Consider the following 26,920-nt stretch of genomic DNA (forward strand, 5'->3'; position numbering starts at 1 on the left):
GTGGGCGGGCACAGCCCCACGCACCGTGCCCGCCCGCGTCATGTCGGGGTGCCGCGTCGTCGGCGTCGTCAGGGCACCGGGATGATGTCGAAGGTTCCCCCCGGACCCGTGATGCCCGTCGCGCCGGTGCTGCCCGGCTGGCCCACGTTGGCGGGTCCGGGCGGGTCGCCGGGTTCATAGTCGGAGTGGGAGTAGGACGAGGAGCGGGGATTGCCGTGCTCGTCCGGGCCACCGGTCACGCCGCGCGGGCCGGGTGCGCCGCCCGGACCACCCAGGCCGCCGACGCCGCCCACGCCCCCACCCACCTCGATGGTGGTCGGCGCGCCGCCCGACAGGTCCGTCTTGAAGCGCAGGGTGAAGCTGCCCCCCGGACCGCCGTCGCCGCCGCGGCCCCCGTTGCCGCCGTCGCCCCCGTCCCCGCCGCGCCCGCCGTGCGCGTTCGCCTCGCAGTTGTGGCCCCAGCCCCCGTGGCCTCCGGGGCCACCCGGACCGCCGCGGCCCCCGTGGCCGCCCCGTCCGCCCTCGCCGCCCTGGCAGGAGGCACGCAGCCCGCCCCGGTACTCGGTCAGCTCCAGGGTGACGTGCCCCCCGGCCCCGCCCGCCGACCCGGCCGCGCCGTCGCTTCCGCGTGCGCCGCGCCCGCCGTCGCTGCCGCGGGTGGGTTCGTTGTCGTCCCAGGTGCCGCAGTCCGCGTTCTGCCCGACCTGTCCGCCCGCGCCGGCCGTTCCCTCGAAGCCGTCGGTGCCCGCATTGCCGCGCGGTCCCGTCGCTAGCACATTGAAGTTCATCTCTCTGCTCCTCTGAGGATTCCGGCCAGACCCTACTGGCCGCGGAAGGAATGGGCGCGAACGGTGAGTGACGCCCCCTGCACCACGATCCGGCCGCTTGGCGCGACCACGATGTCGCCCGCCCACATCACCCGCGTGCCCGGCGCGACGATCAACTGGCCGCCGCCCGCGACGGTGATGTCGGCAAACCGGAAGCCGCTGATGATGGGACCCAGATTCCCAGGCAGGCGGTCCGAGAGCGTCCAGGCCCCGAGCCGCCGGGGTTCCACTGCCCGCAGCGCGTTCCAGACCAGCCGCGCCTCGGACGTGTTCACCTCCGCCAGGCGGGAGGTGTACCCGGTGTAGCGCCCCAGGTCCGGGCGGCGGGTGCCGGGCACGAACGCGCCGGGCCGGCCGGGGTTCGAGAGGGCGTCCGCCGTGCTCTCGCGGGCCGCGGCGAGCATGCGTGTCAGGTGCTCCTCCCGCACCAGGCCCAGGTCGGCGTAGTCCTGAAGCCGGGTGACGCGGTGCTGCACGGCGGCGGGCGCGACCTCTGCCCCCGGATGCTCGGCGTCCAGGATGAGCGAACCGTTTTCGGGTACCGAGATGTCCATCTGTGCTCCTTTCCCGGCCCCGCGGCCGGGCGGAAAGCGAAGTTCCCTGCGGTTCACGCTTTCCTCGCTGCCCAGGGTGCGCCTGGCCCCGTTGCCGCCGCGTATCCAGGCTGGCAACGCCGGGCGTACACTGGGCCATGTTGCGCACGCTCGGCCAGCTCTCGGCGGGCGGGGGGCACTTCACGCGGCCCCAGGGCCTGCTGCTGCTGGCCTACCTCGCGCTGGAGGGCACCCGGCCCCGGCAGGAGCTGCGGGCGCTGTTCTGGCCGGGCCATCCGGAGGCCGCCGCGCACCTGAGGGTCACGCTGGCACGCCTCAAGCAGGGGCTGCCCGGGGCGATCCTCACCCAGGGCGAGACGGTCGCCACGACCGTCGTGGCCGACGCCGCCCTGCTGCTGCGCGCGCACGAGCGCGGCGACCACCCCGCCGTGGTGGAGCAGTTCACCGGCGCGTTTCTCGACGGCGTGGCCCTGCCGCTGCTGGGGGCCGCGCTGGAGGAATGGGTCTTCGCCACCCGCGAGGCCATCGGGTCGTGTGTCCGGGAGGCCCTGCTGCATCTCGCGGCGCGCGAAGCCGGGCGCGGCGCGTTCGGGGAGGCGGCGCGGCTCGCCCACCGGGCCTACGTGCTGCGGGGTGCCCCCGAGCCGACCCTGCCGGAGTTGCAGCGCCTGCACGATCTGCTGCTGGCCGCGGACCATCCGGCCGCGCGCGACGTGCGGGCCGAGACGCGCGGCTTCGACGTGCCCCTGGCCCCCACGGCCCTGGCGGCGCGGCAGGTGTGGCAGGCACCGCGCGCCCCGCCCGCCGCGCACCTGCCCGCGCGGCCCACGCCCGTGGTAGGCCGTGAGGCGGAACGCGAACGGGTGCTCGCCCTGCTGCGGGAGGCCCCGGAACGCTGCATCGTCCTGACGGGACCAGGCGGCATCGGCAAGACGCACCTCGCGCTGGACCTCGCGCACGAGCTGGGGGTGGACGCGCGCCTGGTGGACCTCGCCCGCGCACACACCTCCGGTGACGCCACCGGGCGCGTGGACGCGGCGCTCGCGCCCCCCGGCCAGCCGGAGCTGCTGCTGCTCGACAACCTGGAGGATCTGGAGGACCCGGCCGCGCTCGTGGCCGCGCTGCTGGCCCGCGACCCGCGGTGGCGGCTGCTCGTCACGTCGCGCTCGCGCCTGGCCGGGCCGTCCGTGCACGAGGTGCATCTGGAGGGGCTGGACCATCGGCACCCCCGCGCCGGTGGGCTGACGGACGCCGCGACGCTGTTCATGCGCCGCGCGCGCTGGTCGCGCTCGGCCCCCGCGCCGGACCCCGCCGGGGTCGAGCGGATCGTGCGGCTGTTGCACGGCCACCCCCTCGCCGTGGAACTTGCGGCCGGCTGGAGCGCGGCCCTGCCGGCCGGGGACCTGGCCGAGGCCCTCGCGGGCGACCTGCGGCTTCTCGACGAGCACGCGCCGCCGGGCACCACGACGCCCCGCGTGGTCTTCTCGCGCTCCTGGGCGCGGCTCCCGCCCGTGTTGCAGGGTGCCCTCGCGGGCCTGGCCCCTTTCGAGGGAGGGTTCGGGCGCGAGGCGGCGGCGGAGGTCTGCGGCACGACCCTCGCGCAGCTCGCCGCGCTCTGCGACCGGGCGCTGCTGCGCGGGGTGGGCGCGGGACGCTTCGACTTCCACCCGCTGCTGGGCACCTACGCCCGCGAGGCGCTGGAGGCGGACGGCCCCCGCTGGCAGGAGGTGCGCGAACGTCACCGCCGGCACTTCATGCACGGGCTGGCGGCGCGGACGCTGGGCGAGGCGGACTTCGGCAATGCCCGCGCGGCCTGGCAGGCCACGTGTGAGGCGGCGGACACGGGCGGGCTGCGCGAGGCCTCGCCCGGCCTGCGTTTCCTGGCCGGGCGTGCCCGCCGCCTGGCCGAGGGCGCGGACCTGCTGCGCCGGGCGCTGGAGGTGGCCGGCGCGGCGGACGACCGGGAGGCCCTGGGGGAACTCGGCACCGACCTCGCGTGGCTGCACCTGCAACTGGGCCACCTGGACGCGGCGCTCGGACTGGCCCGGGCGGGTGCGGGGGCAGGCGGGCCGGTGCGGCCGCGCGCGCTGCACGTCCTCGCCGCGGTGTTGCAGGCGCTGGGCCGCCCGCAGGAGGCCCGCGACCACTGGCAGGTGCTGCTCGACCTCGCCCGCACGAACGGCGACGAGGCCCTGCGGCTGCGTACCCTGGAAAGCCTCGCCATTCTGGACGAGCAGCTCGGCCAGCCCGGCGCGGCGGAACGGGCGTACCTGGAGGTGCTCGCAAGGCGGCGTCAGACCCGGGGGCCGGGCCTCGCGCGCGCCCTGCTGAACTACGGGGCACTGCTCTCGAACCTGGACCGGCTGCCGGAGGCGCGCCGCATCCTGGACGAGGGCTGCCGGTGGGCGCGGGACGAGGAGCCTTCACTGCTGCCCTGGCTCCTCACCGCCCTCTCGGAGGTCGCGCGCAAGCAGGGCGAGGTGCGGGAGGCGCTGGCGTGGTGCGCGTCCGCGCTTGACCTGGCCGGCAGCGACGCGCCGCCCGCGCTGCACGGCCTACTGCTGGACGTGCGCGCCCGTGCCCACCTGGCGGGCGGTGCCCTGCCCGCCGCGGCCCGCGACGCCTGGCAGAGCCTCGACGAGAGCTGGCGCACGGGTGCCCTGGGCGAGACCCTCGACCGCCTGGCGCTGGCGGCGTCCGTGCTCGCGCAGGCGGGCGAGACGCAGCAGGCTCGGCACCTGCGGTCGCGGCTGCTGCGTGAGCCGGCCTTGCCCCACTGGACGCGGGCGACGCTGGAGCGCGAGCTGGGCGAGGCCGCCCCCACACCGGACGAGGCCGGCACCGTGGGGGACGTGGGCACCCTGGTCGTCGAGGCCCTGCACCAGCTCTCCGCCTGGACAGGGCACCTCGCGCCGTCCTAGGGCGGGGCGCAGAAAGGTTGCCGCCTTTTGGCAACCTTTCCGAGCGAAGCGAGCAGCGCAAAAAGGGCGGCGCGCAGTGGAGTGGACGCCCAGGACGCGCGGCAACGCAACGGAGCGCCGTCCTAGGGACGCGGTGGCCTCAGCCGCCTGCGCTGTGGCTATCGGGTTCCGGGACGACGTGCGGGGGCAGGGTCGGCGGTTCCTGCCAGGAGGACAGGCGCACGTCGAAGTGCTCGCTGACCCCCCGGCCGCCCCCGGAGGCCAGCGTGACGCTGCCGGACGTGCGTTTGCTCACGGTCAGGCGGCCCGAGGAGAGGGGCAGGGTGAACTCGGTGTCGTCCGGCAGGTCGAGGGACCGCAACAGGTCGTGCAGGGCCAGGAGTTTCTGCTCAAGCTCGTCCATAACGCGCCTCCGTTTCGTGGCGTGGTGAACCCCGTCCTCACGAGCGTACCCGAAATTGCCCCGGCGGGTCAGGAGGATACGGGCGGAATGGGCCCCCGGAAGTGCCGCTGGAATGTTCGCGGGTCATGGCGGGGAAGTGGCCGTCCGCGTTTCCCCTCCCACCCCCAGTTTCCCTGAATCTGATTCCTATCTGACTCTTGCTAAAGCTCCTGTGAGCACTTACACTCCGGGAACACCGATGGGGTACTTTCTCTACCTGCTGGCGACCTGGGGCGTCCTGAACGCCGCGTTTCTCCTGGTGCTGGGCCTGGCCGCGCTCCTGCGCCGTCATGAGGCCGTGCCCGCCGAGGAGGAGGACCTGCCATTCCCGTTTCCGGAGGACGGCCAGCTTCCGGCACGCCTGCACTGAGCGGCCCACACAGTCCGGGCGGCAGCGACCGCGAGGGATGAAGGAACAGTCAGGCCGTCCCCATGTGCGCCCCGGCGTTGCCCCTTACCCTGAAGACGTTCAACAATTCAACCCGGCCGGGTGAAGTCGGGAAGACCGCTCCCGGAGCGAGGCCCGGGGGCTTTTTCTGTGGGGGGGCTGCGGCGCTCCCGCTTGCGCTACCCTGGCCTCCGACGTGACTCCCGAACGGTACGAGAAAATCCGCCGCGTCCTGAGCAGGCGGCAACCCACGCTGACCGTGCTGATGGACGAGGTCAACAAGCCCCACAACTTCAGCGCCATCCTGCGGACCTGCGACGCGGTGGGCGTCCTGACCGCCCATGCCGTCCCGCCCAAAAGCGGCGCGCTGCCCACCTTCGACGCGACCAGCGGCAGCGCCCACAAGTGGGTGGGCGTCGTGAAGCACCCGGACGCGCTGGGCGCGGTGCGTCAGCTTCAGGCTCAGGACGTGCAGGTCCTTGCCACGCACCTCTCGCAGCGCAGCCTGGACTACCGCGAACCCGACTACACCCGCCCCACTTGCGTGCTGCTGGGGGCCGAGAAATGGGGCGTGTCGGACGAGGCCGCCGAGGCTGCCGACGCCAACATCGTCATTCCGATGTTCGGCATGGTGCAGAGCCTGAACGTGTCGGTCGCCGCCGCCACCATCCTGTTCGAGGCCCAGCGCCAGCGCCTCGCCGCCGGGATGTACGCTACGCCGCAGCTCGCGCCCGCCGAACTGGAGCGCCTCGCCTTCGAGTGGGCCTACCCCGACCTCGCCCCCGGCTACCGCGAGCGCGGCGAACCCTACCCGGCGCTGGACGAGGCGGGGCAACTGCGGCGCTGAGGCGGCCCCCCGTTGCGTTCTGTATGTTCTGTGCTTCCCCTCCTGCCGGATGAGGCGGGTAGACTGCGGGGTGACTGCTTCCGCCTGCGCCGCCCCTGACCGGGGCCTGGCCGCAGGGCGGGGGCGCGAAGGGGTGCTTTGTTGAACACGGAAATTATCGTCATTCTGCTGACCCTGGCCGTGCTGGAGGGCCTGCTGTCCGCCGACAACGCGCTGGTGATGGCCGTCATGGTGCGCCCGCTGCCCGCCGCCCTCCAGCAAAAGGCGCTGACCTACGTGATGTGGGGCGCGATGGTGCTGCGGCTGGTGGGCGTGCTGCTGGCGAGCTTCATCATCAAGTACTGGTTCCTGCGGGCGTTCGGCGCGGCGTACCTGGCGTATCTGGTGATCAGCCACTTCATTAAGAAGGGCCGGGACGAGGGCGCGGGGCCGAAGGAACTCACCGGCAGCTTCTGGAACGTGGTTGTCAGCCTCAACCTGGTGAACCTCGCCTTCAGCGTGGACTCGATCCTGGCGGGCGTGGCGCTGCTCAAGCCCGAGATGCGTGACACCTCGACCGGCTTCTGGATCGTGGTGGCGGGCGGCCTGATGGGGCTGGTGCTGGTGCGCTTCGCCAGCACCTTCTTCCTCAAGCTGCTCGACCGCTTCCCCGCGCTGGACGACGTGGCCTACATCCTGATCGGGTGGATTGCCCTCAAGCTGGGCATCGAGACGGTCGAGCAGGTCAGCGAGGTCTACGAGCTGGGCTGGCACGTCATGATGCCGTCCTGGCTGTTCTGGACCGGCATGGGCCTGATCGCCGTGGTGGGCGGCCTGTTCGCTATGCGCCGTGCCGCCGTCAGCGATGCGGTGGCCGAGGCCGACGCCCAGGCCATCCGCCGGGAACTCGACGCCGCCGCGAACGATCCCCTCGACGGGAAGCTCGACGGGCGCTGAGGGTTCCTGTTTGTGGGGCCGTCTTCCGCGTGGAGGCGGCCCCTTTGCCGTGAACCTCGGGGCGGCGGGTGGGCGGTACAGTAGGACTTATGGACCTGATCGACACCGTGCGCCCCCTTGCCAAGAAGACCGACAGCAAAATTCTGATGGTCGTGCTGGACGGCGTGGGGGGGCTGCCGCTGACCGTGAACGGCGATACCGAGCTGGCGACCGCCGAGACGCCCAACCTCGACGCGCTGGCCGCGGAATCGCAACTGGGCCTGGCCGAACTCGTCGCGGCGGGCATCACTCCCGGCAGCGGCCCCGGCCACCTCAGCCTGTTCGGCTACGACCCCCTGAAGTACGTGGTGGGGCGCGGTGCCCTGTCGGCGGTGGGCATCGGCGTGAAACTGAATGCGGGCGACGTGGCGGTGCGCGGCAACTTCGCCTCGCTGGGCCAGAGCCGCCTGATTGCCGACCGCCGCGCCGGCCGCCCCAGCAACGAGAAGAACGCCGAGATCGTGGCGAAACTGCGGGCCGCCATTCCCGAGATCGACGGCACCCCGGTCGAGATCTACAGCGAGTCCGAACACCGCTTCGTGGTCGTGTTCCGCGCGACCGGCACGCCGCTGGGGGCCAACGTCAGCGACGTGGACCCCCAGGTGACGGGTGTGCCCCCCCGCATCGCCGAGGCCCACGACCCCGCCAGCGAGCGCACCGCCCACCTCGTCAACGAGTTCGTGACCCGTGCCGAGGCGGCCCTCGCGGACGAACCGCAGGTCAACGGCGTGCTGTTCCGGGGCTACAGCGACGTGCCGCACTTCCCCAACTTCGACGACATCTACCAGCTGCGCGCCGCCTGCATCGCCAGCTACCCGATGTACAAGGGCCTTGCCAGTCTGGTCGGCATGGACGTGCTGGAGGTCGAGGGCGAGGAGGATGCGCTGGAGGGCAAGCTGGCCGCGCTGCGGGAAAACTGGGACAACTACGACTTCTTCTACTGGCACATCAAGAAGACCGACTCTACCGGCGAGGACGGCGACTTTGCCGCCAAGGTGAAGAAGATCGAACTGTTCGACAAGATGCTCCCGGAACTGCGCGCCCTTCAGCCCGACGTGCTGTGCATCGTGGGCGACCACTCCACCCCCAGCAAGCTCGCCAGCCACTCCTGGCACCCGGTTCCGCTGCTGATCAACAGCCGCTATGGCCGCAAGGACCTGGCCCAGCGCTACACCGAGGAAGAGGCCCAGAAGGGCAGCCTGGGCCTGCGCCGGGGCACCGAGATCATGCCTTTGCTGATGGCGAACGCGCTGAAGTTGCAGAAGTACGGGGCGTAGGGGAGCAGGCGTTAGGGATTAGGAAAGAGGGGGGAGGGTCCGGTTGGGCCTTCCCCTCAGTGTTGTTCGCTGTTGCGGAGAAATGGTTATGCTCAAGGCTGATATTGAAGCCTTCGTGAACACTCAGCAAGTCAGGGCGACGGAAGATGGAGAAGCTCTTCTGTCACGTGATGACGCCCTCAACCTTCTGAAGATTATTCTGCAATCAGAGAGCCCCAGGCCTGCCTATGTCGATATTTATTCTGAGAATGCGGACGGCAAACTGCATTTTGAAGAAGACCTGACGATGCGCGACTTTCTAGAAGAATCTCTAAGCTCTAAACAGTATTGGGAAAATATCCTGAACTATCTTGGAGAAACAGACCCGGAAAGTTATGTCTCGCTTTGCGACTTTTCTTGAAAACAGCGGGGCGTGCCGCTTCCTTTTTCTGCAAGCGGCACGAGAGCAACGAAAGGAGCCGAGGCACCCGGCCCCGGCTCCTTCCTGCTGAAAGCTGCTCGCTGACAGCTTTTTGCTTGTTTAGAAGTCCATCCCGCCCATGCCGCCCATGTCGCCGCCAGCGGGGGCAGCGGGCGCGGCCTTCTCGGGCTTGTCGCTGACGATGGCCTCGGTGGTCAGGATCAGCGCGCCGATGGAGGCGGCGTTCTGGAGGGCGGTGCGCGTCACCTTGGCGGGGTCCACGATACCGGCCTGCACCATGTCGTTCACGAACTCGCCGGTCGCGGCGTTGTAGCCGTAACGGGGCTGGTCGCTGTTCAGAACCGCGTTCACGATGACGCTGCCCTCGTCGCCGGCGTTCGCGGCGATCTGGCGGGCGGGTTCTTCCAGGGCGCGGATCAGGATGCGCGCGCCGGTCGCCTCGTCACCCTGGAGGCTTTCGGCAGCCTGGCGGACGGCGGGGATCACGCGTAGCAGCGTGGTGCCGCCACCCGCGACGATGCCTTCCTCGACCGCCGAGCGGGCGGTGCTGAGGGCGTCCTCGTAGCGGTGCTTCTTCTCCTTGAGTTCGGTCTCGGTCGCCGCACCCACGCGAATCACGGCCACGCCGCCGGCCAGCTTGGCGAGGCGCTCCTGGAGCTTCTCGCGGGCGTAGTCGCTGTCGGTGGTGTCGAGTTCGGCCTTGATGGCGTTGACGCGGGCATCGATTTCGGCCTGGTTGCCCTTGCCGTCCACGATGGTCGTCTCGTCCTTGGTGATGCGGATGCGGGCAGCGCGGCCCAGCATGTCCATGCCCACGTTCTCCAGGCGGTGCCCGAGGTCCTCGCTGACGACCTGACCACCGGTCACGGCGGCGATGTCGCGCAGCATTTCCTTGCGGCGGTCACCGAAGCCGGGGGCCTTCACGGCGGCGATGTTCAGCGTGCCGCGCAGCTTGTTCACGACCAGGGTGGCGAGCGCCTCGCCTTCCACGTCTTCCGCGATGATCAGCAGGGGGCGGCCCGTCTGCGCGACCTTTTCCAGCACGGGAAGCAGGTCCTTCAGCGCACTGACCTTCTTCTCGTTGATCAGGATGTAGGCGTCTTCGAGGACGGCTTCCATCGTGTCGGGGCTGGTGATGAAGTAGGGGCTGATGTAGCCCTTGTCGAACTGCATCCCCTCCACCACGTCCACTTCGGTGTCGAAGCCCTTGGACTCCTCGATGGTGATGACGCCTTCCTTGCCGACCTTGTCCATCGCGGAGGCGATTTCCTGGCCCACGGCCTCGTCGTTGGCGCTGATGCCCGCGACCTTCTTGATCGCGTCGCTGTCCTCGACCGGCACAGCGAGCGTCTTGATCTCCTCGACGGCGGCGGCGACGGCCTTGTCGATGCCGCGCTTCAGGGCGAGGGGGTTCGCGCCGGCCGCCACGTTGCGCAGGCCTTCCTTGACGATGGCCTGGCCCAGCACGGTGGCGGTGGTGGTGCCGTCACCCGTGATGTCGTTGGTCTTGGAGGCGATTTCCTTGAGAAGCTGGGCGCCAATGTTCTCGAGCTTGTCCTCCAGCTCCACTTCCTTGGCGACCGTTACGCCGTCCTTGGTAATTGTGGGGCTGCCGAACTTCTTCTCGATCACGACGTTGCGGCCACGCGGCCCGAGGGTTACTTTGACGGCGTTGGCGACGGCATTGACACCGCGCTCAAGGCTGCGGCGGGCGGCTTCATCAAACACGAGTTGTTTGGCCATGATGGTTCTCCTTCGGAGAGGGGTAAGGGGCTAGTCGTTAGGGGTTAGGGCTTTTGCTTGGGCTTCAGGCATTTTTTTTACTTATGCCTGAAACCTGACGCCTAACACCTCACTCAACGATGGCGAGGATGTCGCGCTCGTTCAGCAGGCTGTAGTTCTTGCCGTCGAGGCTGACTTCGGTGCCGCCGTACTTGGCGAAGTACACGGTGTCGCCTTCCTGGACATCCAGCGGGACGCGCGTGCCGTTGTCGAGCAGCTTGCCGTTGCCGACGGCGATGACCTTGCCGCGCTGGCTCTTTTCCTTGGCGGTGTCGGGGACGTACAGGCCCCCGGCGGTCTTCTGCTCGGTTTCTTCGATGATCTCAACGAGAACGCGGTCGCCCAAAGGTTTCAGCATGGGTGTCCCTCCTGTGAAGTGAAGTGTGAGAGTGGCGGCGGACTGCCGGGCAATCCAGCAGCTTTTTGCCGTTCCAGACGGAATACTAGTCCTTCCGCAACAGAAATGTCAACCGCCATAGTCTGGGAATCTGAGTCTTATACGCTCAAGGCCCACCAGCACGCTGCTTTTGGGGGCGGGGGTTGCAGGTTATAGCTCTAACATATATATGTAAAGGGCAAATACATGCTGCTTCGCCTGATGCCTTTCTGATCTCAGAAGGAGGAGAACCTATGCCCCGACCTGAAATCCTGTCCCGTAACCCGTTTGAGGATGCCTTCGAGAAGCTTGGCTCCGCGCCGCTGACGCTGGCGGTGCTGGACCTCGATCATTTCAAGCTGCTGAACGACACGCTGGGGCACACCGAGGGGGACCGGGTGCTGCGCGGGGTCGAGCGGCTCCTGGCGGGCAGTCTGCCGGGCGGCAGCATCATCGGGCGCATCGGCGGCGACGAATATGCGGTCATCCTGCCTGAAACCGCCGCCGAAACGGCCCTGATCCTCTTCGACGAGGTGATCAAGCACTTCCATATCCACCGCGACCCGCAGTGGCCGCGCACGCTGGGCCTGAGCGTGGGGCTGGCCGCCCGCCCCGCTCACGCCCATACCTTCGCGGAGCTGTACCGCGCCGCCGACGAGGCGCTGCTGCGGGCTAAGCGCGAGGGCCGCAGCCGGGCGTGCATCTACGTGGAAAGCAAGATGGTCCTCAAGAGCAACTACTACCCCAAGAGCCAGCTCGAACGCCTCGCCAAGCTGTCGGGCGCGCTGGGCCGCACCGAGGCGAGCCTGCTGCGGGAGGCGCTGGACGACTTGATCGAGCGGAACCGGGGGGCGCTGTGAGGGGGGATGTAGGTCGTGGGTTGTGGGATGTGGGAAAAGATGTGACCCCACAACCTACAGCCCACATCCCACAACCCTGGCTCGCCGCCCTCGCCCAGGCCTGGGAAGCCTATCTGCACGGCTCCTATCCCATTGGGGCCGTCGTGGTGGATGCGGCGGGGGAAGTTATCGCGCGGGGGCGCAACCGGCTGGGGGAAGCGCGTGGGGCGGAAGGGGGCGTCATCAGTGGGCATGACCTGGCGCACGCGGAAATCAACGCGCTGCTGAATCTGGCCGCCACACCACGCCCAGAGTGCTACGGCTGGACGGTGCTGACCACCGTCGAACCCTGCCCGCAGTGTGCGGGGGCCATCGCCATGAGCGGGCTGCGGGCCGTCGAGTACGCCGCGCCCGACCCGTGGGGGGGCTGCACCCGCCTCCTGACCGACGACCCCTACGTCTCGCGCAAGGGCATCCGGGTAGGGCGCGCGCCGGAAAGCGTGGGGCGGGCGGCGCTGCGGCTGGCGCTGGTGGGCTTTCTGGAGGAGGGGTACAGCGGCCTGGACCGGTTCCTGCAAGCCTTTCACGAGTACGGGGAAGACCTGGCCGCCGCCCGTGAATTGCACGACCGGGGCACCCTGCGCGACTTGCGTTCGCGTGGGGCAGCTCTGGCCGAAGTCCTGGATGTGCTGGACGGAGGAGCCGCATGACCCACACCACCCCCACGACCTTTCTGAACCTCTCGCCGTCGCCCGAACGCACGGGGCGCGCCTGCGTCTGGGTCGAGCATCAGGGCCGGGTGCTGATGGTGGGCCTGGAATGGGGCGGCTGGACCCTGCCGGGCGGCGGCATCCATCCCGGCGAGACGGGCGAGGAAGCCGCCGTGCGCGAGGCCTGGGAGGAAGTCGGCGCGCGGGTGGAGGTGACGGGCGACCCCTGGACCCTGCGCGGCTCGTCCGGCGTGGAGTCCGCGTGTTACCCCGCCCGCCTGCTGTCGCTGCACCCCAGCCCCGAAGGCCGCCCGGTCGCCTGGGTCAACCCGCGCGCCCTCCCCTGGGCCGATGACCCGCAACTGCGGCAGGTCCTGGGGACGAGAGGGGAGACGCCCCCCGCGCTGGCCCTGCCGGAGCGGGTGCGGCTGGCCCTCACCCAGGCGGCGCAGCTGGGCTTTGACCGCACGAGCAGCCTGGAAACGGGGCGACTGCTGCGTGTGCTGGCCGCCACGCGCCCCGGCGGACGCCTCGCGGAACTGGGCAGCGGGACGGGGGCAGGCGCGGCTTGGCTGCTGGCGGGAATGGACGCCGCCGCCTATCTGCTCACGGTGGAGGAGGACGCCAGACGCGCCCGGAGCGCCCGCCGTGTGCTGGCCGGGGACGGGCGGGCGGAGGTGCTCCACGGCGACTGGCGGGAGGTGCTGACGCGCGGCCCCTTCGACCTGCTCTTCAGCGACTGCGCGCCCGCCAAGCGCGAGACGGAGAGCCTCGACCTGCTGGTAGATGCCCTGCGCCCCGGCGGCCTGCTGGTGTTGGACAACTTCAGCCCGCCCGGCCGGTTGCCCGAGGCCCTGCACGCGGGCGATCCCGAGCGTGAGGCGCTGTGGGCACACCCCGCCCTGACCTGCACCGAGGTGGCCGTGAGCGCGGCTGAGCGAGTAATTCTGGCCGCGAGGACCGGATGATACGAATTCCGGTTGAACAGTTACAAAGACTGTTCAACCCGAGCGGAGCGAGCAGGAAAGAAACGGTTGCCGGGAAAGGAGTTCTCGAAGCGGCGCTTTCCCGCTTCGATAACGGATTGGACGGAAACCGTATGAGGGGGCCTCTGCTCGCTTTCACCGCGCACCGCCTCCCGCGCACCGCGTCCCGCACGGCCCCCGCATGACCGCCCTCCACCTCACCCTCCTGCGCCACGGCCGCAGCCGCGCCGACGACGAGGGCGTTCACGAGGGCCGCTACGACTCGCCGCTGACGGCGGTGGGCCGCGCCCAGGCGCAGGCACTCGCGGCCTACTGGCAGGCCCATCCGCCCGGCTTCGAACTGGCCTTCTGTTCCACCCTGGCCCGCGCCCACGAGACGGCCCGCATCGTCACGGACGCGCTGGGGGTGCCCCTGTACCCCGACGACCTGCTGCGCGAGTGGGACAATGGCCCGCTGGCAGGGCTGCCGCGTGACGAGGCGCTGCGCCGCTTTCCCATTCCCGCCTTCCGGCACGACCTCGACGCCTTCACGGCAGCGGGCGGCGAGAGTCAGGCCGCCATCCGGGCGCGGGCACTGCTGGCGCTGGAGCGGCTGTGGCAGGTGGGGGGGCAGGCGGGGACCGCGAATCTCCTGGTGGTGTCGCACGGCGGCTTTCTGAACAGCCTGCTGCGAGAGCTGACGGGAGCACAGCGGGCCTGGTTCCTGTTCGGGGACACCGCATTTGCGACCGTCGAGCTGTCCCGCACCAGCCACACGGCCTGGCTGACCGGCGTCAACCGGATGCCGCACCTTGCTAGTTCTGCCGCAACAGCGGATAGGGATTGACCGCACCGCCTATCTGATAGATACCGTAGTGCAGGTGCGGGGGTGTGCCCTTGGCGTTGCCGCTGTTGCCCACGTAGCCCACCACGGTTCCGGCCTCGAGCCACTGCCCTTCCTGGAGGCCCGCGTAGCGGTCGAGGTGCGCGTAGTAATGCCGCTGCCCGCTAGGGCCGAGCACCATTACCGTGCGTCCGCCCAGCCGATTCTCGCCCACGTTCAGCACGAAGCCGCGCGTGGTGGCCTGGACGGGCGTGCCGCGCGGCGCGAAGATGTCCACGCCCTCATGTTTGCGGCCTTCGCTGCGCGCCCCACCCCAGGTGTCCGCGAAGCGCTGGCCGGGGAGGGGATTCGGGAGGCTCCCGGCAGTGGCGGCCGGTGCCCCCACCAGGGCCGCATACCGCTGCGCCCGCTGCACACTCGGCCACAGCAAGTACATCGCCCCGGCCAGCAGCGCGAGAACCAGCAGCAGACGGAGCAGGCGGCGCACGCTTTCAGCATGGGCCGCCTGGATGAGAGGAGGACCGCTCTGCGTGCGGCGTAGGTGGCAGGACGGGGCTTTCCCCGCATCCCGCGCACCGCCTCCCGCCTACCTTTCTTCCAGCGCCAGTTCCACCAGCCGCGTCACGAGTTCGCTGTAGCTCAGGCCCGCCGCCTCGAAGAGTTTGGGATACATGCTGGTCGTGGTGAAGCCGGGCATGGTGTTGACCTCGTTCAGGAACAGCTCGCCCGTCTGCTCGACGTAGAAGAAGTCCACGCGGGCCAGCCCGGCACAGTCCAGCGCGCGGAAGGCCGCCAGCGCCAGCGTCCGCACGCGCTCGGCCACCTCGGGCGGCAGCGGGGCAGGAATGTGCATGGTCGCGCGGCCCTCGGTGTACTTGGTCTCGTAGTCGTAGAAGTCGGCGTCGAAGCGCAGTTCGCCCACGGGGCTGGCGATGGGCGCGTCGTTGCCCAGAATGCCGACCTCCACCTCGCGCGGCTTGTGGGCCGTCATGGCCTCCAGAATCACGCGGCGGTCGAGGTCGAAGGCCAGGTCCAGGGCGCGCTCCAGTTCCCCGGCGTGGTTCACCTTGCTGATGCCCACGCTCGACCCCAGGTTGGCGGGCTTCACGAAGAGGGGGTAGCCCAGCTCTCCGGCGCGGGCGCGCACTTCCTCCGGCCTGGTCTGCCACTCGCGGCGCACGGCCAGCCGCCAGGCCACCTGCGGCACCCCCGCCGAGGCCAGCACCTGCTTGGTCATCACCTTGTCCATGCTGACCGCCGACCCCAGCACCCCCGACCCCACGAAGGGAATCCCGGCCAGCGTCAGCAGGCCCTGGATGGTGCCGTCCTCGCCCATCGGGCCGTGCAGCAGCGGGAACACGGCGTCATAGCCCTCGGCGGTGGCGGCGCGGTGCAGCACCAGGTCGCCGCCGCCCTGGGCCTCGCCGCTTTCCAGCGCGCGCTGGGTATCGCCGGGGGCCAGCCAGCGTCCCTGCGGGCTGATCACCACCGGCGTCACGTCGAACTGGTCGCGGGGCAGGGCGCTGAGAACGCTGCGGGCACTTCTGAGGCTGACTTCGTGCTCGCCGGACTGACCGCCCGCCAGCAGCAGGATGCGCTTCTTCACAGGGGGCAGTATGGCACTCCCGGCACTCAAAAGACTCATAAAGAGTATCAGACGCCCCCAAAACTGCGATCTAGACCTCGTTCGGCTCTTTGGGAACTCTCACACCCGCTGCTCAGCCTACGCTATGATGCCTAGCGTTTAACCCCACATCGGTGCTCTGTTCTCGCAACCAAGGTTGCGGCGTGCGGGGTACCTCTGCCCAGGAGGCGCAATGAAGAAACTCGCTCTGCTCAGCACCCTGCTTCTCGCTGGCGCGGCCTTTGCCGCCGCCCCCAAGGACACCCTCGTCGTTCAGCAGGCCGCGGACACGCCCACCCTCGACCCCGGCGCGACCTACGACACCGCCAGCAGCCAGATCGTGGAGAACATCTACGAGACGCTGCTGACCTACAAGGGTTCCAGCCTGCGTGACCTCGAGCCGCTGCTGGCGACCAAGTGGACCATCAGCAACGGGGGCAAGACCTACACCTTCGACCTGCGCAAGAACGTCAAGTTCCACTCCGGCAACCCCTTTACCTGCCGTGACGCCGAGTACACCTTCGAGCGCAACCTGGTGACCAACGCCGCCGAGTCGGGCAACTGGTTCCTGGCCGACAGCCTGCTGGGCGTCGGCGCGAACGCCAACGACGACAAGAGCATCACCTGGGCCAGGATCGACAAGGCCGTGGAGTGCAACAGCAAGGGCCAGCTCGTCTTCACACTGCCCAAGCCGGACCCGGCATTCCTCGCCAAGCTGGCTTACACCGGCCAGGGCATCGTGGACAGCAAGCATGCTATCGGTCTGGGCGAGTGGAAGGGCACCGAGGCCGACTGGAAGAACTGGGTCGGCAAGGACCTCCAGGGCAGCAAGCTGAGTGCCAGCCCCAGTGGTACGGGGGCGTACCGGCTGGTTCGCAAGGACGCCAACGCCATCCTGGCCCAGGCCTTTGACGGCTACTGGGGCAAGAAGCCTGCGATCAAGAACGTGATCATTCAGAAGGTGCCCGAACTGGCCGCCCGCCAGCAGGCTTTCCTGCGTGGTGACGCCGACCTGATCGAGCCTGGCTCGCGCGCCAACATCGAGGAGCAGCTCAAGGGCAAGCCCGGTGTGGTGGTTGTGGACGACCTGCCCAACACCAGCGCCTACGCCATCTTCATGAACGAGAACATCAAGGACGCCGGACGTCTGGGCAGCGGCAAGCTGGACGGCCAGGGCATTCCTGCCAACTTCTTCAGCGACGTGAACGTGCGCCGTGGCTTCTCCTACGCCTTCAACTACGCGCAGTACATCAGCGACGTGCAGAAGGGCAAGGGCAAGCAGCTCACCATGCTGCTCCCTAGCAGCTTCCCCGGCTATGACGCGAAGGTCAAGACCTACAAGTATGACCCGGCGCAGGCCAAGGCCTACTTCCAGCGTGCCTGGGGCGGCAACGTCTGGAAGAACGGCTTCACGCTGAACGTGGCGTACCGTGCGGGAAGCGTGTCCAGCCAGACCGCGATGGAAATCCTGAAGCGGAACGTCGAGGCGCTGAACCCCAAGTTCCGCGTGAACATCCAGGCCAAGGAATGGTCGGCGATGCTCAACGATTCCAAGGCGGGCAAGGAGCCGATGATCCTGATCGGCTGGGCACCCGACTACGCCGACCCCGACAACTTCATGTACACCTTCTACAGCAGCAACGGGTACTACTACCCCCGCAGCAACTGGAAGGACGCCTCTGTGGACAAGTGGCTGGAGCAGGCCCGCACCACCACCAACCAGGCCGAGCGTAACCGCCTGTACAGCCTGGTCGGCCAGCGTGCCTACGAACAGGCTCCCTTCATCCTGGTGCCTGCGGGCGTTGGTGTGAATGTGCAGCGCAACAACCTGGTGGGCGCGACGGCCCAGACCTACAACCCCATGGTGGGCTTCTCGTACACCGGTACCAACTGGAAGGACCTCAGCAAGAAGTAAGCGGAATCTCTCTGGCGGGGGGGCGGCGACGTTCCCCCGCCCCGCTGTGTCGTGTTCCTGACCCAGGGAGGGGAGGGCAGCCCGGCTCTTCACCTGTTTTCATCACAGGCCCCCCTTTTGCGAGGACAATCAAGCTGAACTCCCTGACGGGTTCTTCCAGAGGTTTCTCATGCTCAATTTCATCGTCCGCCGCCTCATTCAGATTCCACTGGTCATGCTGGCCCTGTCGATTCTGATTGTGGCCCTTACCATGTTGCTCACGCCTGCCCAGCGTGCTGCCGGTTACATCAAGAGTGACCAGCAGGCCGCGCAACTCGAACGCATCATTCGTGACCGGGGCCTGGATCAGCCGTTCCCGGTGCAGTACGGCAAGTGGCTCGGCAGCACCCTGCACGGCGACCTGGGCTTTTCCAAGGCCAGCGGTCAGCCGGTGCTGCAAACCATTCACGACCGCCTGCCCAACACGATCGAGCTGACGCTGGTCACGGCCATTCCGATCATCCTGATCGGCGTCTGGCTGGGCACCCTCAGCGCGCTGAACAAGGACCGGTTTATCGACCAGGTGCTGCGCGTCTTTGCCGTGCTGGGCTACAGCCTGCCGTCCTTTGTGCTGGGGATTGTGCTGCTGGCCGTACTGTACGGCTATCTGGGCTGGTTGCCGGGGGCCGGGCAGCTTGAGGTGCTCAACCAGTTCGCGGTGAGTGACATCAAACGCTACACCGGGATGTTGGGCATTGACGCTTTGCTCAATGGCAAGTTCGATGTGGCGCTCGACGTGTTCCGGCACCTGATCATGCCCGCGCTGACGCTGATCGTCATCAACAGTGCGACCATCCTCAAGGTGATGCGCAACAACATGCTCGAAGCGCTCACCAGCGATTACGTCCGCACCGCGCGTGCCAAGGGACTGCCTGAACGGGCTGTGAACCTCAAGCACGCCCGGCGTAACGCCCTGCTGTCGGTGATCACGCTGGGCGGTTTCCTGATCATCGGCCTGCTGAGCGGTGCTGTGATCACCGAGACCATCTTCGCCTACCCAGGCATCGGGCAGTGGGTGGTGCAGTCCGCCCTGCAACTCGATATTCCCGCCGTGCTGGGCTTCGCCCTGCTCTCGGCGCTGATCGTGGTGGTGATCAGCACCCTGACCGATATCCTGTACGGGGTGGTCGATCCCCGCGTGAGGTTTGACTGATGACGACAATCAGTGCTCCCCCCCAGCGCCGGGAAAGCCGCTTCAAGACCTTCCTGACCTCCCGCCCGGTGCTGAAGCTGCGCCGCAATAAGCTCGCCATGTTCGGGCTGGCGATCACACTGCTGTTCGTGTTGACGGCCTTTTTTGCCCCCTGGATCGCTCGACCCTCCGCCGAGGCGGGCGGCAATTGCCTGCGCGACCTGAATCTCAGCAGCCCCAACCAGATCTACAACCCCGCGAACGGCGGCTTCTGGAAAGCCCTCTTCGCGGCCCCGCCCAGTTGCTACGCCATTGAGCGCGAGAGCTTCGCGCCCAACCCCGCGCCGCCCAGCCCGCAGGCCTATTTCGGCACCAGCCAGGGCTACGACATCTTCTACGGCCTGGTGTGGGGCACCCGCACTATGTTCAAGCTGTCGTTGATTGTGGTGGGTATCAATCTGATCCTGGGCTTGATCCTGGGGGCGATCAGCGGCTTTTACGGCGGCTGGATCGACAACCTGCTCCAGCGCTTTATCGACGTGCTATATGCGCTGCCCCCGCTGGTGCTGACCATCATCCTGGTCACGTTCCTGCGCGCGCGCAACCCCGGCGTGGACCCCTCATTCCCGATCATCCTGGCCTACACGGTGGCGGGCTGGGCCTACTATGCCCGCATCGTGCGCGGCGAGGTGCTGCGGACCCGGCAACTGGAGTACGTGGACGCGGCCCGCTCGCTGGGTGCCCGCGACTGGCGGCTGATCATGAAGCACGTGATTCCCAACAGCCTCGCTAGCGTGATCACCCTGGCGATTCTGGACTTGGGCACCGTGCCGCTCAGTGTGGCGGCCCTGTCCTTCCTGGGGCTGGGCTATCCGACTGGCTACGCCGAGTGGGGCCAATTGGTGGACTTCGCCCGCGCGTGGCTCCAGCCGCAGTTCTGGTGGGTGATGGTGTACCCTGCCGCCTTTATCGTCCTGTTCAGCCTGGGCTTCAACCTCTTCGGTGACGCCCTGCGCGACGCCTACGACCCCAAGAGCCGCTGAGCGACTCGCTTTCCCCTTGCCTGCCCCCGCTGCTTCCGGCGGGGGCTTTTTCATGCCCCTCCAGCCCGCCCGCGTGCCCACACGAGCAGGTCGCCGTCTTCCGCGTCCCAGGCCTGGCCGACCCGCGTGAAGCCCAGCTTTTCCAGCACGCGCCCACTGGCCGGGTTGGTGGTGGCGGTCTGGGCCGTCACGCGCCGCACGTCGGGGCGGGCCAGCAGTGCCCCGACCAGCGCCCCCACCGCCTCGGTGGCGTACCCCCGGCCCCAGACCTCCGGATTCAGGCCGTACCCGATCTCCAGGTCGCCCCGTGCGTCGGGTGTGCCCTTCGCCCCCATCTGCCCGACGGCGCTGAGGGTGGCCCGTTCGACCAGAGTTGCGCTCCACCTTTCTCTGACCGGGTCGAAGGCGGCGAGCCGTGCGGGAAACAGGGGCAGCAGCAGCAGGCGGGCGGTCTGGGCTTCCATCCGGCCCAGGCTAAGGGGCGGGGTGGGGTTGCGCCTGCGCCATCTGGCGGAGGGTCAGGAGAAAGGGCGGTCAGGCCGCCCGCGCCGTGGCCTCCCGCACCCAGCCGGGCACACTGGCCCATGCCACGACCCCGGCCAGCACGGCCACCCCCCACAGCACGGCCCACGCGGCGGGCTGGGCCAGGAAGGCGCACCCCAGCAGAAAGGGGATGGCGGGGGCGGGGGCGGCCTGGATGGCCGCGGCCAGCGCCCGGCGGGGTGGGGGTGGCTGCGGGTCACGGGCGGCTCCCCGCGCCAGGCGCAGGGCGAGCAGCGCCAGCCCCGCGGCCAGCAGGCCCAGCGCGGCGACCCAGGGCAGCGGCAGCGGCGCGGGCCGGGTCAGCAGGTACAGGCCCCCCAGCGGCAGCCCCGGCAGCGCCAGGACCGCCAGGGCCACCATCTGCGCCCTCCGCGCGGCGCGGGTCAAGTCGGCCGGAGTGCCGCCGCGCAGGTCGCGGGCAAAGGCATCAAGCATCGGCAGGCGCGGGGGTGAGGGGCTGCACCGTGGCGGGAACGCCGCCTACCTCCACCTGCTCCCCCGGCGCGAGTTCCTTACGCAGCCGCGCGAGGCTCAGGCCGCCCGCGTGCAGCCCCGCCTGCCCGACCACCTTCCCGCCCCGCGTGACCTCCGCCCGGTCGGGGAGGCCCTCGCCGCTCAGCCGGGCGAGGTGGTAGTGGGCGTTGCCGCGCGCCTCCAGCCGGGCCATGATTTCCTGGCCCACGTAACAGCCCTTGCGGTAGCTGATGGCCGGCAGCGGCCCGCCCACATCCAGGCCGACTTCCTGCGGCAGCGTGCCCACAAAGCCGTCGCGGGTCACGTCGGGGAGGCCGGCTTGCACCCGCGCCCCGTCCAGCACGTTCAGCGGCGTTTCCTCGCCGCCCAGCGCGGCCAGCACCTCCGCCTCCTGCCGGGCGAGGTAGTGCAGGTCGAGGCCGGGGGTGCCGGTGCGGTTGACGCGCCCGGCCAGGACCGTCCCGCCGCCCAACTCGAAGCTCTGCGCGTCCCCGCCGGACTCGTTCCAGCCCGGCACCGGCTGCCCGCCCCAGACATGCACGGTCCGCAGCTCGCCGGTCACGTCCTGCACGTCCACCTGATCGAAGATGATGTAGCGCCGCAGCCGCGCGGCCAGCGCCTCCGCCTGCCCGGCGTCGAGGTGCAGGTACACGTCGTCCTCTCGCTTGTACGCCCGCGCGAAGAACTCGATCTGCCCGCGCACGTTCAGAAAACAGCAGGCCACCACGCCGGGCGTGGGCGCGCCCCGCAGGTCGTTCGTCATCTGCCCCTGCACGAAGTCCACGCGGTCCGCGCCGGTCAGCCGCAGCGCACTGGAAGGAAGCCGGGTCCACATGAGGGGCAGGGTACGGGAAAACGGGCAGGCGGTTGGTGGTGCGCGGTACGCGGGAGGGCGGGAAGTGGTCCGTGGTGAGTGGTCAGTGGGGACAGGGTCTTGCTTTTCCCACTCACCACTGCCTACTGACCACTCACCCTCTCCCCTCAGTCACTCGCCAGCGCCAGCTCCCGCCGCCGCCCCAGTTGCGCCTCGCGGGTGAGGTGCCAGCGCATCAGGTCGGAGGCGGCCTCGCGGATGATGGCCTCGGCGTGGGGGAGGGCGGCGCGGCGGCTTTGCAGGTTGCGGCTCACGATGGCGGTGAGGTCGTCGAGGTTGTAGAGAAAGGCCCCCGGCACCGCCCCGATGTCGGGATTCAGGATGCGCGGCACGCTGATGTCGATCAGGAACATGGGGCGCTCGGGCCGGGCGGCCAGGGCGGCGCGCACACCGTCACCGCCCAGGACGTAGTGGGGGGCGGCACTGGAGGCGATCACCACGTCGGCCTCGGGCAGAACTTCATGCAGGTACTCGGCGGCGCAGGCGCGGCCGCCCAGGCGCTCGGCCAGCTGGCGGGCACGCTCGGCGGTGCGGTTGACCACGATCACGTCCTGCACGCCCGCCGCCCGCAGGTGCGTGAGGGTCAGCTCAGCCGTCTCGCCCGCGCCCAGGATCAGGGCCGTGCGCCGCGTGAGGTCGCCCAGCGCCGCCTGCGCGAGTTCGACGGCGGCGCTGGAGACGCTGACCACCTTGTCGCTGAGGCCGGTTTCGTGGCGCACGCGTTTCCCGGCGGCGAGCGCCCCCTGGGCAATCTTGTTCAGCAGCGTGCCGGAGAGGTGCTCCTCGCGCGCCGCCTGCCAGGCCCGCTTGACCTGGCCCTGAATCTGCGTCTCCCCGATCACCAGGCTGTCCAGGCCCGCCGCCACCCGGTAGAGGTGCATGACGGCCGCCTCCCCCCGGTGGACATACAGGTGCCCGTCCAGCGCGTGCCCCCAGGCCCCCTCGAAGGCGCTGACCGGGTCGCCCCCGATGCCCGCCAGGTAGACCTCGGTGCGGTTGCAGGTGGAGAGCAGCATCACTTCCTGCGCATGGCGCGAGAGGTGCTCCAGCAGGGCCTGTTCCTCCCCGGCGCGCACGGCGGCCCGCTCGCGCACCTCGACGGGCGCGGTCTGGTGGTTCAGGCCCACCACGGCAAAGTCCAGCGGGGCGGGCGATAGCACCTGCGGCTGGGCCAGGAAGGCGCGGGCGGTCGGGCAGGCCAGCGTCACGCGGCTCCCTCCACACGGGCGGGCAGGCCCAGCGCGGCGCGGATGTCGGCGCGCAGGTCGGCCAGGGCGCGGGTGCGCTCGGCGGGGGCTAGGGCCAGGGCCTGCTCGCGCCGGGCCGCCCAGCGTTCCACCGCTTCTTCCCCCGGCAGCAGCGCCGCGAACCGTTCCGCGAGGGCCTGCGCCAGCAGCGGCAGCTCGCGGCCCGTACCGACGGCCACCTGCACGGGGCCGCGTCGGGTCAGGGCGGGAAAGCGCAGGGTGCCGCGCGCTGCCTCGCCCGCGTGGTTGACCAGGATGCCGTCAACGCGGGCCGCGTCACACACGGCGTCGTTGACGGCAGGGCTGTCCGTGGCGGCCACCACCACCCGCACCCCGCGCAGGTCGGCGGGCTGGTAGGGGCGACACTCGGTCTGCACCGGCAGGGCCGCGAAGTCGGGGTGCAGCTCGGGCGCGACGACAGTCACGCGCAGGCCACCTTCCAGCAGCGTGCGGGTGCGGCGCAGGGCGACCGGGCCGCCCCCCACCACCAGGGCCGCCTCGCCGCGCAGTTCCAGGAAGGCCGCCAGACTCATGGGGCGTAGCATAGCGCGCCGCGCCGGGGCGGGCGTCCCCGACTGAACGGTAAGAAACACGTGCCGGACGGCATTTTCGGCGGGGAGGCTGGGGCGGTTCTACACAATTGCGTTGATTCCCTGGAATCAGAGCCATCTCGTCTCAGGGGGTCGGGGGAGCCGGGGTAGGTTCGCTCGCGCCGTCCCCCAGCAACTCCAGAAAGGCCGCGACCACCGCCGGGTCGAAGTGGTGCCCCGCCTCGGCGCGAATCAGGGCCAGGGCCTCCTCGATGGGGCGGGCGGCGTGGTAGGGGCGCTGGTGGGTCAGGGCATCGAACACGTCCACCACGGCAAAAATCCGGGCCAGCAGCGGAATTGCCTCGCCCGGCAGGCCGTCGGGGTAGCCCTGGCCGTCCCAGCGCTCGTGGTGCGAGCGGATCACGGCCAGCACGCCGGCGGGAATGGTGGGAATGTGCCGCACCAGCGCCTCGCCCGTCCGCACGTGTTCCTGCATCACGGTGCGCTCGGCGGGCGTGAGGGGACCGGGCTTGAGCAGCACGCTGTCGGGCACGCTGAGCTTGCCGATGTCGTGCAGGTAGGCTCCCTGCCGCAGCGCGTCCAGCTCTGCCGCCTCCAGCCCCAGCCGGCCGCCCAGTTCCTGGGCCAGCGTCACGGTGCGGCTGGTGTGGCCCTGCGTCTCGTAGTCGCGGGCTTCCAGGGCCAGCCCCAGGGCCAGCAGCGCCCCGTCGCGGGTGGCGTTGGCCTGCTGTGTCTGGTAGATGCGCTCCAGCGTGACCGTCCCGGCATTGGCAAAGGTCGCCAGCAGTGTCTCGTCGCGCCGGGTGAAGTCCGGCGCGATCCGCCCGACCGTCAGGATGCCCAGCAGCCGCCCGCCCGACGTGCGCAGCGGCGCGAACAGCGCGGACTGCCGGGGCGTGCCGGGTTGCAGGACAGCCTGGGGCGGCAGGGCGTCGCGGTGAACGCGCAAGACGGCCTCCGGCCCCAGCGCCGCCTGCCAGGACAGGCCCTGGCCCCGGTACAGCACCGTGCCCAGTTCGGCGGCGTACTGGCCCGCCTGGGTGGTCACGCGCAGCACGTCCTGTTCCTGCCAGTAGCGCAGGAACAGCGCGTAGCGCGTCTCCAGCAGCCGCACGCTGAGGCGGGTCAGCACCTCCTCCACCTCGGCGGCGGTCTGGGCACCCAGCATGGCCTGGCTGAGTTCCAGCAGGGCCGCCAGGTCGGCCTGGTCCTCCTGTGGCTGCCCAGACCAGGCGGACTGGCTGGTCGTGGGGGTACTCCGGGGTGACATGCCGCAGACTGACACGCCCGTCACTCGCTTGCCTAGAAGAAATCTGGAGAGATCGTACAGTCTGAACCAGGTTCAGATGCTGGGCGGGGTGGCCGCCTCCTGTGTCCCGGCGAGCGCGGCCTGGGCAGCGTCCGCCAGAGCTTCCAGCGCCGCCTCCTGCGCCACGGTCACCCGCGCGAAACCTGCTGCCCGCGCCGCGTCCGCCGTCTGCGGCCCCATCGCGGCGACCGCGAAGTCGGTTCCCGCCAGGGCCGCCAGGTGCCGCGCCGCGCTGCCGGAGGCGAGGGTCACCACGTCGGCCTGCCGCAACCGTGCCAGCGCGTGTTGGGTCATCTGGGCCGGTTCGGTGCGGTACAGCTCGGCGCGTTCGTAACGGACGCCGCGCGCTTCCAGCCCCCGTTGCAGGTCGTCCTCCGCGACCTGGCTGGTCAGGTGCAGCACGAGGTCGCCCGCCTGTGCCGGAAGCTCTGCGCCCAGGTGCCGCGCGCCGGGGGTGGAGGGCACGAAATCGGCGCGCAGGCCCCCCTCCTCCAGGCTGCGGGCGGTGCTTGGCCCCACCGCCGCGAGCCGCACCCCACCCAGGTGCCGCGCGTCCAGCCCCAGCCGCCTGAGGTGCGTGAACAGCGCCGTGACCGCCTGGTTGCTGGTGAGCAGCAGCCATGTCACGCCGGTCAGGTCGCGCAGGCGGGCGTGCAGCGCGGCCTCGTCCCCGGTGTCCGCGAAGCGGATGAGGGGCACCTCCAGCACGTCCGCCCCCCGTGCGCGCAGCACGTCCGAGAGCGCGCTCGCACCCCCCCGCGTGCGGGTCACGGCGACCGTGCGCCCGGCCAGGGGACCACCCACGCCGGGGACCTTGTCGAACCAGCGCAGCGTGTCCCGCAGGCGGGCGACCTCCCCCACGACCGTGACGGCGGGGGCTTCCAGCCCGGCCTCGCGCACCGCCTGCGCGATGGTGGCGAGGGTGCCCGTCGCCACCCGCTGCCGCGCGGTGGTGCCCCACTGCACGGTGGCGGCGGGCGTCTGCGGGTCGCGGCCCGCCGCGATCAGGTCGGCTGCAATCTGGTCCAGGTTGCGCACCCCCATCAGTAGCACCAGTGTGTCCACGCCGGAGAGGCGCTCGTAGTGCGCGCCGCCCTCCTTCGTGTTGCCGGTCAGCACGGCGAAACTGCGCGCGGCCTCCCGGTGGGTGACCGGTATCCCGGCGTAGGCGGGCGCGGCGATGGCGCTGGTCACGCCCGGCACGACCTCAAAGGGAATCCCGGCCTGCACGCACGCCTCGGCCTCCTCGCCGCCGCGCCCGAACACGAACACGTCGCCGCCCTTGAGCCGCGCCACCCGCTTGCCACCGCCTTCCCGCGCCTTGTCCACAAGCAGCGCGTTGATCTGCTCCTGCGAGATGTACTCCGAAAAGCCCTTCTTGCCCACGTAGATCGTCTCGGCCTGCGGGCAGTGGCGCAGCAGCTCCGGGTTCGCCAGGTAGTCGAACAGCACCACGTCCGCCTGCCGCAGCGCCTCGGCCCCGCGCAGTGTCAGCAGGCCGGGGTCGCCCGGTCCCGCCCCGATCAGGGACACGAACGCGCGGGAGGTCGGGGCAGGGGTGGGGGAGGCGTCGGCGGTCATGTGCTCAGGCTAGCGGGCGGCGGGGGGGACAAATGCGGGGAGAGGGGCGGTGGGGCCTGGCTATGCTGGGCCATGCGTCCTCGTCCAGTGGGCTGCCTGCTCACGACTCTGTCTCTGCTGGCTCTGGCTGCCCTGTGCGGTCTGGGCCTGATGCTGGGGTTTGCGGCGGGCTTCAATGACAACGGCAATCCTGAGGCCATAGCGACCATCGAACGCGTCTTCGTGACGGTGCGTACGCTGGGAATCGTTGCCCTGGTCCTGGCCCTGACAGGGGTCTATCTGGCCTATGCCCCTCTCAAGACCCGTTGCGCAGTAGAGGTAGGAGCAGGTAGGTTCAGGGGTGTTACGGCTGGAGAAGCTGAAGTCCCGAGCGCGTTCCTTTGAGCGGCTGGTGGGGCTAACGCCGATGGAGTTTGACCA

General features: G+C 69.8%; 28 protein-coding genes. 14 read left to right on the forward strand and 14 right to left on the reverse strand.

Going from position 1 to position 26,920, the window contains the following annotated elements:
- Positions 1 to 68: 68 nt before the first annotated feature.
- Both ABEA67_RS13030 and ABEA67_RS13035 read right to left on the reverse strand, forming a co-directional pair.
- Positions 69 to 788 (reverse strand): hypothetical protein, encoded by a 720-nt coding sequence (locus ABEA67_RS13030; RefSeq protein WP_345465818.1) that lies wholly within the window; start codon positions 786 to 788, stop codon positions 69 to 71.
- A gap of 32 nt (positions 789 to 820) precedes the next feature.
- Positions 821 to 1,381, reverse strand: coding sequence for a hypothetical protein (locus ABEA67_RS13035; RefSeq protein ID WP_345465820.1), 561 nt, complete (start codon positions 1,379 to 1,381; stop codon positions 821 to 823).
- A 137-nt stretch (positions 1,382 to 1,518) separates the two neighbouring features.
- On the opposite strand from ABEA67_RS13035, the gene ABEA67_RS13040 reads away from it, so the two are divergent.
- Positions 1,519 to 4,302: an ATP-binding protein gene (locus ABEA67_RS13040; protein WP_345465822.1), complete on the forward strand. Its 2,784-nt coding sequence runs from the start codon at positions 1,519 to 1,521 to the stop codon at positions 4,300 to 4,302.
- Between the two features lie 139 nt (positions 4,303 to 4,441).
- Here ABEA67_RS13040 and ABEA67_RS13045 read toward each other — a convergent pair whose 3' ends face one another.
- Positions 4,442 to 4,705: a hypothetical protein gene (locus tag ABEA67_RS13045; RefSeq protein WP_345465824.1), complete on the reverse strand. Its 264-nt coding sequence runs from the start codon at positions 4,703 to 4,705 to the stop codon at positions 4,442 to 4,444.
- 238 nt (positions 4,706 to 4,943) lie between these two features.
- On the opposite strand from ABEA67_RS13045, the gene ABEA67_RS13050 reads away from it, so the two are divergent.
- From ABEA67_RS13050 to ABEA67_RS13070, 5 genes are all read left to right on the forward strand, one after another.
- Entirely contained in the window at positions 4,944 to 5,114 is a 171-nt protein-coding gene (locus tag ABEA67_RS13050; RefSeq protein WP_345465826.1) for a hypothetical protein, read from the forward strand.
- 214 nt (positions 5,115 to 5,328) lie between these two features.
- On the forward strand, positions 5,329 to 5,979 hold the full coding sequence (gene trmH / locus ABEA67_RS13055) for a tRNA (guanosine(18)-2'-O)-methyltransferase TrmH (protein ID WP_345465828.1): 651 nt from the start codon (positions 5,329 to 5,331) through the stop codon (positions 5,977 to 5,979).
- Positions 5,980 to 6,117: 138 nt separating this feature from the next.
- Positions 6,118 to 6,915: a TerC family protein gene (locus ABEA67_RS13060; protein WP_345465831.1), complete on the forward strand. Its 798-nt coding sequence runs from the start codon at positions 6,118 to 6,120 to the stop codon at positions 6,913 to 6,915.
- An 89-nt stretch (positions 6,916 to 7,004) separates the two neighbouring features.
- Positions 7,005 to 8,231: a 2,3-bisphosphoglycerate-independent phosphoglycerate mutase gene (locus tag ABEA67_RS13065; RefSeq protein ID WP_345465833.1), complete on the forward strand. Its 1,227-nt coding sequence runs from the start codon at positions 7,005 to 7,007 to the stop codon at positions 8,229 to 8,231.
- 88 nt (positions 8,232 to 8,319) lie between these two features.
- Complete coding sequence (locus ABEA67_RS13070) at positions 8,320 to 8,631, forward strand: hypothetical protein (protein WP_345465835.1); 312 nt, start codon at positions 8,320 to 8,322, stop codon at positions 8,629 to 8,631.
- Between the two features lie 120 nt (positions 8,632 to 8,751).
- On the opposite strand, the gene groL is transcribed toward ABEA67_RS13070, so the two are convergent.
- The gene (groL, locus tag ABEA67_RS13075) at positions 8,752 to 10,395 is read right to left on the reverse strand and encodes a chaperonin GroEL (protein WP_345465838.1); all 1,644 of its coding nucleotides are present in this window, start codon (positions 10,393 to 10,395) and stop codon (positions 8,752 to 8,754) included.
- 109 nt (positions 10,396 to 10,504) lie between these two features.
- Complete coding sequence (gene groES / locus ABEA67_RS13080) at positions 10,505 to 10,792, reverse strand: co-chaperone GroES (protein ID WP_345465840.1); 288 nt, start codon at positions 10,790 to 10,792, stop codon at positions 10,505 to 10,507.
- A 272-nt stretch (positions 10,793 to 11,064) separates the two neighbouring features.
- Between groES and ABEA67_RS13085 the strand changes: the two genes are divergently transcribed.
- From ABEA67_RS13085 to ABEA67_RS13100, 4 genes are all read left to right on the forward strand, one after another.
- The gene (locus ABEA67_RS13085; protein WP_345465843.1) at positions 11,065 to 11,670 is read left to right on the forward strand and encodes a GGDEF domain-containing protein; all 606 of its coding nucleotides are present in this window, start codon (positions 11,065 to 11,067) and stop codon (positions 11,668 to 11,670) included.
- Positions 11,671 to 11,711: 41 nt separating this feature from the next.
- Positions 11,712 to 12,359: a nucleoside deaminase gene (locus ABEA67_RS13090; protein WP_345465845.1), complete on the forward strand. Its 648-nt coding sequence runs from the start codon at positions 11,712 to 11,714 to the stop codon at positions 12,357 to 12,359.
- Positions 12,356 to 13,327 (forward strand): NUDIX domain-containing protein, encoded by a 972-nt coding sequence (locus ABEA67_RS13095; protein WP_345465847.1) that lies wholly within the window; start codon positions 12,356 to 12,358, stop codon positions 13,325 to 13,327. The genes ABEA67_RS13090 and ABEA67_RS13095 overlap by 4 nt, the downstream gene beginning before the upstream one ends.
- A 199-nt stretch (positions 13,328 to 13,526) precedes the next feature.
- Entirely contained in the window at positions 13,527 to 14,171 is a 645-nt protein-coding gene (locus ABEA67_RS13100) for a histidine phosphatase family protein (RefSeq protein ID WP_345465848.1), read from the forward strand.
- On the opposite strand, the gene ABEA67_RS13105 is transcribed toward ABEA67_RS13100, so the two are convergent.
- On the reverse strand, positions 14,140 to 14,655 hold the full coding sequence (locus ABEA67_RS13105) for a M23 family metallopeptidase (RefSeq protein ID WP_345465849.1): 516 nt from the start codon (positions 14,653 to 14,655) through the stop codon (positions 14,140 to 14,142). The genes ABEA67_RS13100 and ABEA67_RS13105 overlap by 32 nt on opposite strands.
- A 99-nt stretch (positions 14,656 to 14,754) precedes the next feature.
- The gene (locus tag ABEA67_RS13110; protein WP_345465851.1) at positions 14,755 to 15,774 is read right to left on the reverse strand and encodes a D-alanine--D-alanine ligase family protein; all 1,020 of its coding nucleotides are present in this window, start codon (positions 15,772 to 15,774) and stop codon (positions 14,755 to 14,757) included.
- Positions 15,775 to 15,985: 211 nt separating this feature from the next.
- On the opposite strand from ABEA67_RS13110, the gene ABEA67_RS13115 reads away from it, so the two are divergent.
- The 3 genes from ABEA67_RS13115 to ABEA67_RS13125 all read left to right on the forward strand — a co-directional run bounded on the left by ABEA67_RS13115 (position 15,986) and on the right by ABEA67_RS13125 (position 19,921).
- Positions 15,986 to 17,707, forward strand: a complete 1,722-nt coding sequence (locus ABEA67_RS13115) for an ABC transporter substrate-binding protein (RefSeq protein ID WP_345465853.1) — start codon at positions 15,986 to 15,988, stop codon at positions 17,705 to 17,707.
- Positions 17,708 to 17,876: 169 nt separating this feature from the next.
- Positions 17,877 to 18,899: an ABC transporter permease gene (locus tag ABEA67_RS13120; RefSeq protein ID WP_345465855.1), complete on the forward strand. Its 1,023-nt coding sequence runs from the start codon at positions 17,877 to 17,879 to the stop codon at positions 18,897 to 18,899.
- Positions 18,899 to 19,921 (forward strand): ABC transporter permease, encoded by a 1,023-nt coding sequence (locus ABEA67_RS13125; protein ID WP_345465857.1) that lies wholly within the window; start codon positions 18,899 to 18,901, stop codon positions 19,919 to 19,921. The genes ABEA67_RS13120 and ABEA67_RS13125 overlap by 1 nt, the downstream gene beginning before the upstream one ends.
- Positions 19,922 to 19,971: 50 nt before the next feature.
- Here the strand turns inward: ABEA67_RS13125 and ABEA67_RS13130 are convergent, their stop codons facing one another.
- The 7 genes from ABEA67_RS13130 to cobA all read right to left on the reverse strand — a co-directional run bounded on the left by ABEA67_RS13130 (position 19,972) and on the right by cobA (position 26,500).
- Positions 19,972 to 20,385 (reverse strand): GNAT family N-acetyltransferase, encoded by a 414-nt coding sequence (locus ABEA67_RS13130; protein ID WP_345465859.1) that lies wholly within the window; start codon positions 20,383 to 20,385, stop codon positions 19,972 to 19,974.
- A 70-nt stretch (positions 20,386 to 20,455) separates the two neighbouring features.
- Positions 20,456 to 20,899, reverse strand: a complete 444-nt coding sequence (locus ABEA67_RS13135; protein WP_345465861.1) for a hypothetical protein — start codon at positions 20,897 to 20,899, stop codon at positions 20,456 to 20,458.
- The gene (ygfZ, locus tag ABEA67_RS13140) at positions 20,892 to 21,773 is read right to left on the reverse strand and encodes a CAF17-like 4Fe-4S cluster assembly/insertion protein YgfZ (protein ID WP_345465863.1); all 882 of its coding nucleotides are present in this window, start codon (positions 21,771 to 21,773) and stop codon (positions 20,892 to 20,894) included. The genes ABEA67_RS13135 and ygfZ overlap by 8 nt, the downstream gene beginning before the upstream one ends.
- A 146-nt stretch (positions 21,774 to 21,919) precedes the next feature.
- On the reverse strand, positions 21,920 to 23,020 hold the full coding sequence (gene hemA, locus ABEA67_RS13145; protein ID WP_345465865.1) for a glutamyl-tRNA reductase: 1,101 nt from the start codon (positions 23,018 to 23,020) through the stop codon (positions 21,920 to 21,922).
- Complete coding sequence (locus ABEA67_RS13150; RefSeq protein WP_345465868.1) at positions 23,017 to 23,592, reverse strand: precorrin-2 dehydrogenase/sirohydrochlorin ferrochelatase family protein; 576 nt, start codon at positions 23,590 to 23,592, stop codon at positions 23,017 to 23,019. Before ABEA67_RS13150 ends, hemA begins: the two co-directional genes overlap by 4 nt.
- 142 nt (positions 23,593 to 23,734) lie before the next feature.
- On the reverse strand, positions 23,735 to 24,880 hold the full coding sequence (locus ABEA67_RS13155) for an HD domain-containing phosphohydrolase (protein ID WP_345465871.1): 1,146 nt from the start codon (positions 24,878 to 24,880) through the stop codon (positions 23,735 to 23,737).
- A gap of 72 nt (positions 24,881 to 24,952) precedes the next feature.
- Entirely contained in the window at positions 24,953 to 26,500 is a 1,548-nt protein-coding gene (gene cobA / locus ABEA67_RS13160; protein ID WP_345465873.1) for a uroporphyrinogen-III C-methyltransferase, read from the reverse strand.
- Positions 26,501 to 26,572: 72 nt separating this feature from the next.
- On the opposite strand from cobA, the gene ABEA67_RS13165 reads away from it, so the two are divergent.
- Positions 26,573 to 26,884 (forward strand): hypothetical protein, encoded by a 312-nt coding sequence (locus tag ABEA67_RS13165; RefSeq protein WP_345465874.1) that lies wholly within the window; start codon positions 26,573 to 26,575, stop codon positions 26,882 to 26,884.
- The last annotated feature ends 36 nt before the right edge of the window (positions 26,885 to 26,920 follow it).

The organism is Deinococcus carri, from assembly GCF_039545055.1.
In the GTDB taxonomy this organism is placed as follows: domain Bacteria; phylum Deinococcota; class Deinococci; order Deinococcales; family Deinococcaceae; genus Deinococcus; species Deinococcus carri.

Coding starts and splice junctions, on each gene's coding strand:
- ABEA67_RS13030 (WP_345465818.1), bottom strand. CDS start 788: ATGAACTTCAATGTGCTAGCGACGGGACCGCGCGGCAATGCGGGCACC.
- ABEA67_RS13035 (WP_345465820.1), bottom strand. CDS start 1,381: ATGGACATCTCGGTACCCGAAAACGGTTCGCTCATCCTGGACGCCGAG.
- ABEA67_RS13040 (WP_345465822.1), top strand. CDS start 1,519: ATGTTGCGCACGCTCGGCCAGCTCTCGGCGGGCGGGGGGCACTTCACG.
- ABEA67_RS13045 (WP_345465824.1), bottom strand. CDS start 4,705: ATGGACGAGCTTGAGCAGAAACTCCTGGCCCTGCACGACCTGTTGCGG.
- ABEA67_RS13050 (WP_345465826.1), top strand. CDS start 4,944: ATGGGGTACTTTCTCTACCTGCTGGCGACCTGGGGCGTCCTGAACGCC.
- ABEA67_RS13065 (WP_345465833.1), top strand. CDS start 7,005: ATGGACCTGATCGACACCGTGCGCCCCCTTGCCAAGAAGACCGACAGC.
- ABEA67_RS13070 (WP_345465835.1), top strand. CDS start 8,320: ATGCTCAAGGCTGATATTGAAGCCTTCGTGAACACTCAGCAAGTCAGG.
- groL (WP_345465838.1), bottom strand. CDS start 10,395: ATGGCCAAACAACTCGTGTTTGATGAAGCCGCCCGCCGCAGCCTTGAG.
- groES (WP_345465840.1), bottom strand. CDS start 10,792: ATGCTGAAACCTTTGGGCGACCGCGTTCTCGTTGAGATCATCGAAGAA.
- ABEA67_RS13085 (WP_345465843.1), top strand. CDS start 11,065: ATGCCCCGACCTGAAATCCTGTCCCGTAACCCGTTTGAGGATGCCTTC.
- ABEA67_RS13095 (WP_345465847.1), top strand. CDS start 12,356: ATGACCCACACCACCCCCACGACCTTTCTGAACCTCTCGCCGTCGCCC.
- ABEA67_RS13100 (WP_345465848.1), top strand. CDS start 13,527: ATGACCGCCCTCCACCTCACCCTCCTGCGCCACGGCCGCAGCCGCGCC.
- ABEA67_RS13115 (WP_345465853.1), top strand. CDS start 15,986: ATGAAGAAACTCGCTCTGCTCAGCACCCTGCTTCTCGCTGGCGCGGCC.
- ABEA67_RS13120 (WP_345465855.1), top strand. CDS start 17,877: ATGCTCAATTTCATCGTCCGCCGCCTCATTCAGATTCCACTGGTCATG.
- ABEA67_RS13125 (WP_345465857.1), top strand. CDS start 18,899: ATGACGACAATCAGTGCTCCCCCCCAGCGCCGGGAAAGCCGCTTCAAG.
- ABEA67_RS13130 (WP_345465859.1), bottom strand. CDS start 20,385: ATGGAAGCCCAGACCGCCCGCCTGCTGCTGCTGCCCCTGTTTCCCGCA.
- ABEA67_RS13135 (WP_345465861.1), bottom strand. CDS start 20,899: ATGCTTGATGCCTTTGCCCGCGACCTGCGCGGCGGCACTCCGGCCGAC.
- ygfZ (WP_345465863.1), bottom strand. CDS start 21,773: ATGTGGACCCGGCTTCCTTCCAGTGCGCTGCGGCTGACCGGCGCGGAC.
- ABEA67_RS13150 (WP_345465868.1), bottom strand. CDS start 23,592: ATGAGTCTGGCGGCCTTCCTGGAACTGCGCGGCGAGGCGGCCCTGGTG.
- ABEA67_RS13155 (WP_345465871.1), bottom strand. CDS start 24,880: ATGTCACCCCGGAGTACCCCCACGACCAGCCAGTCCGCCTGGTCTGGG.
- cobA (WP_345465873.1), bottom strand. CDS start 26,500: ATGACCGCCGACGCCTCCCCCACCCCTGCCCCGACCTCCCGCGCGTTC.
- ABEA67_RS13165 (WP_345465874.1), top strand. CDS start 26,573: ATGCGTCCTCGTCCAGTGGGCTGCCTGCTCACGACTCTGTCTCTGCTG.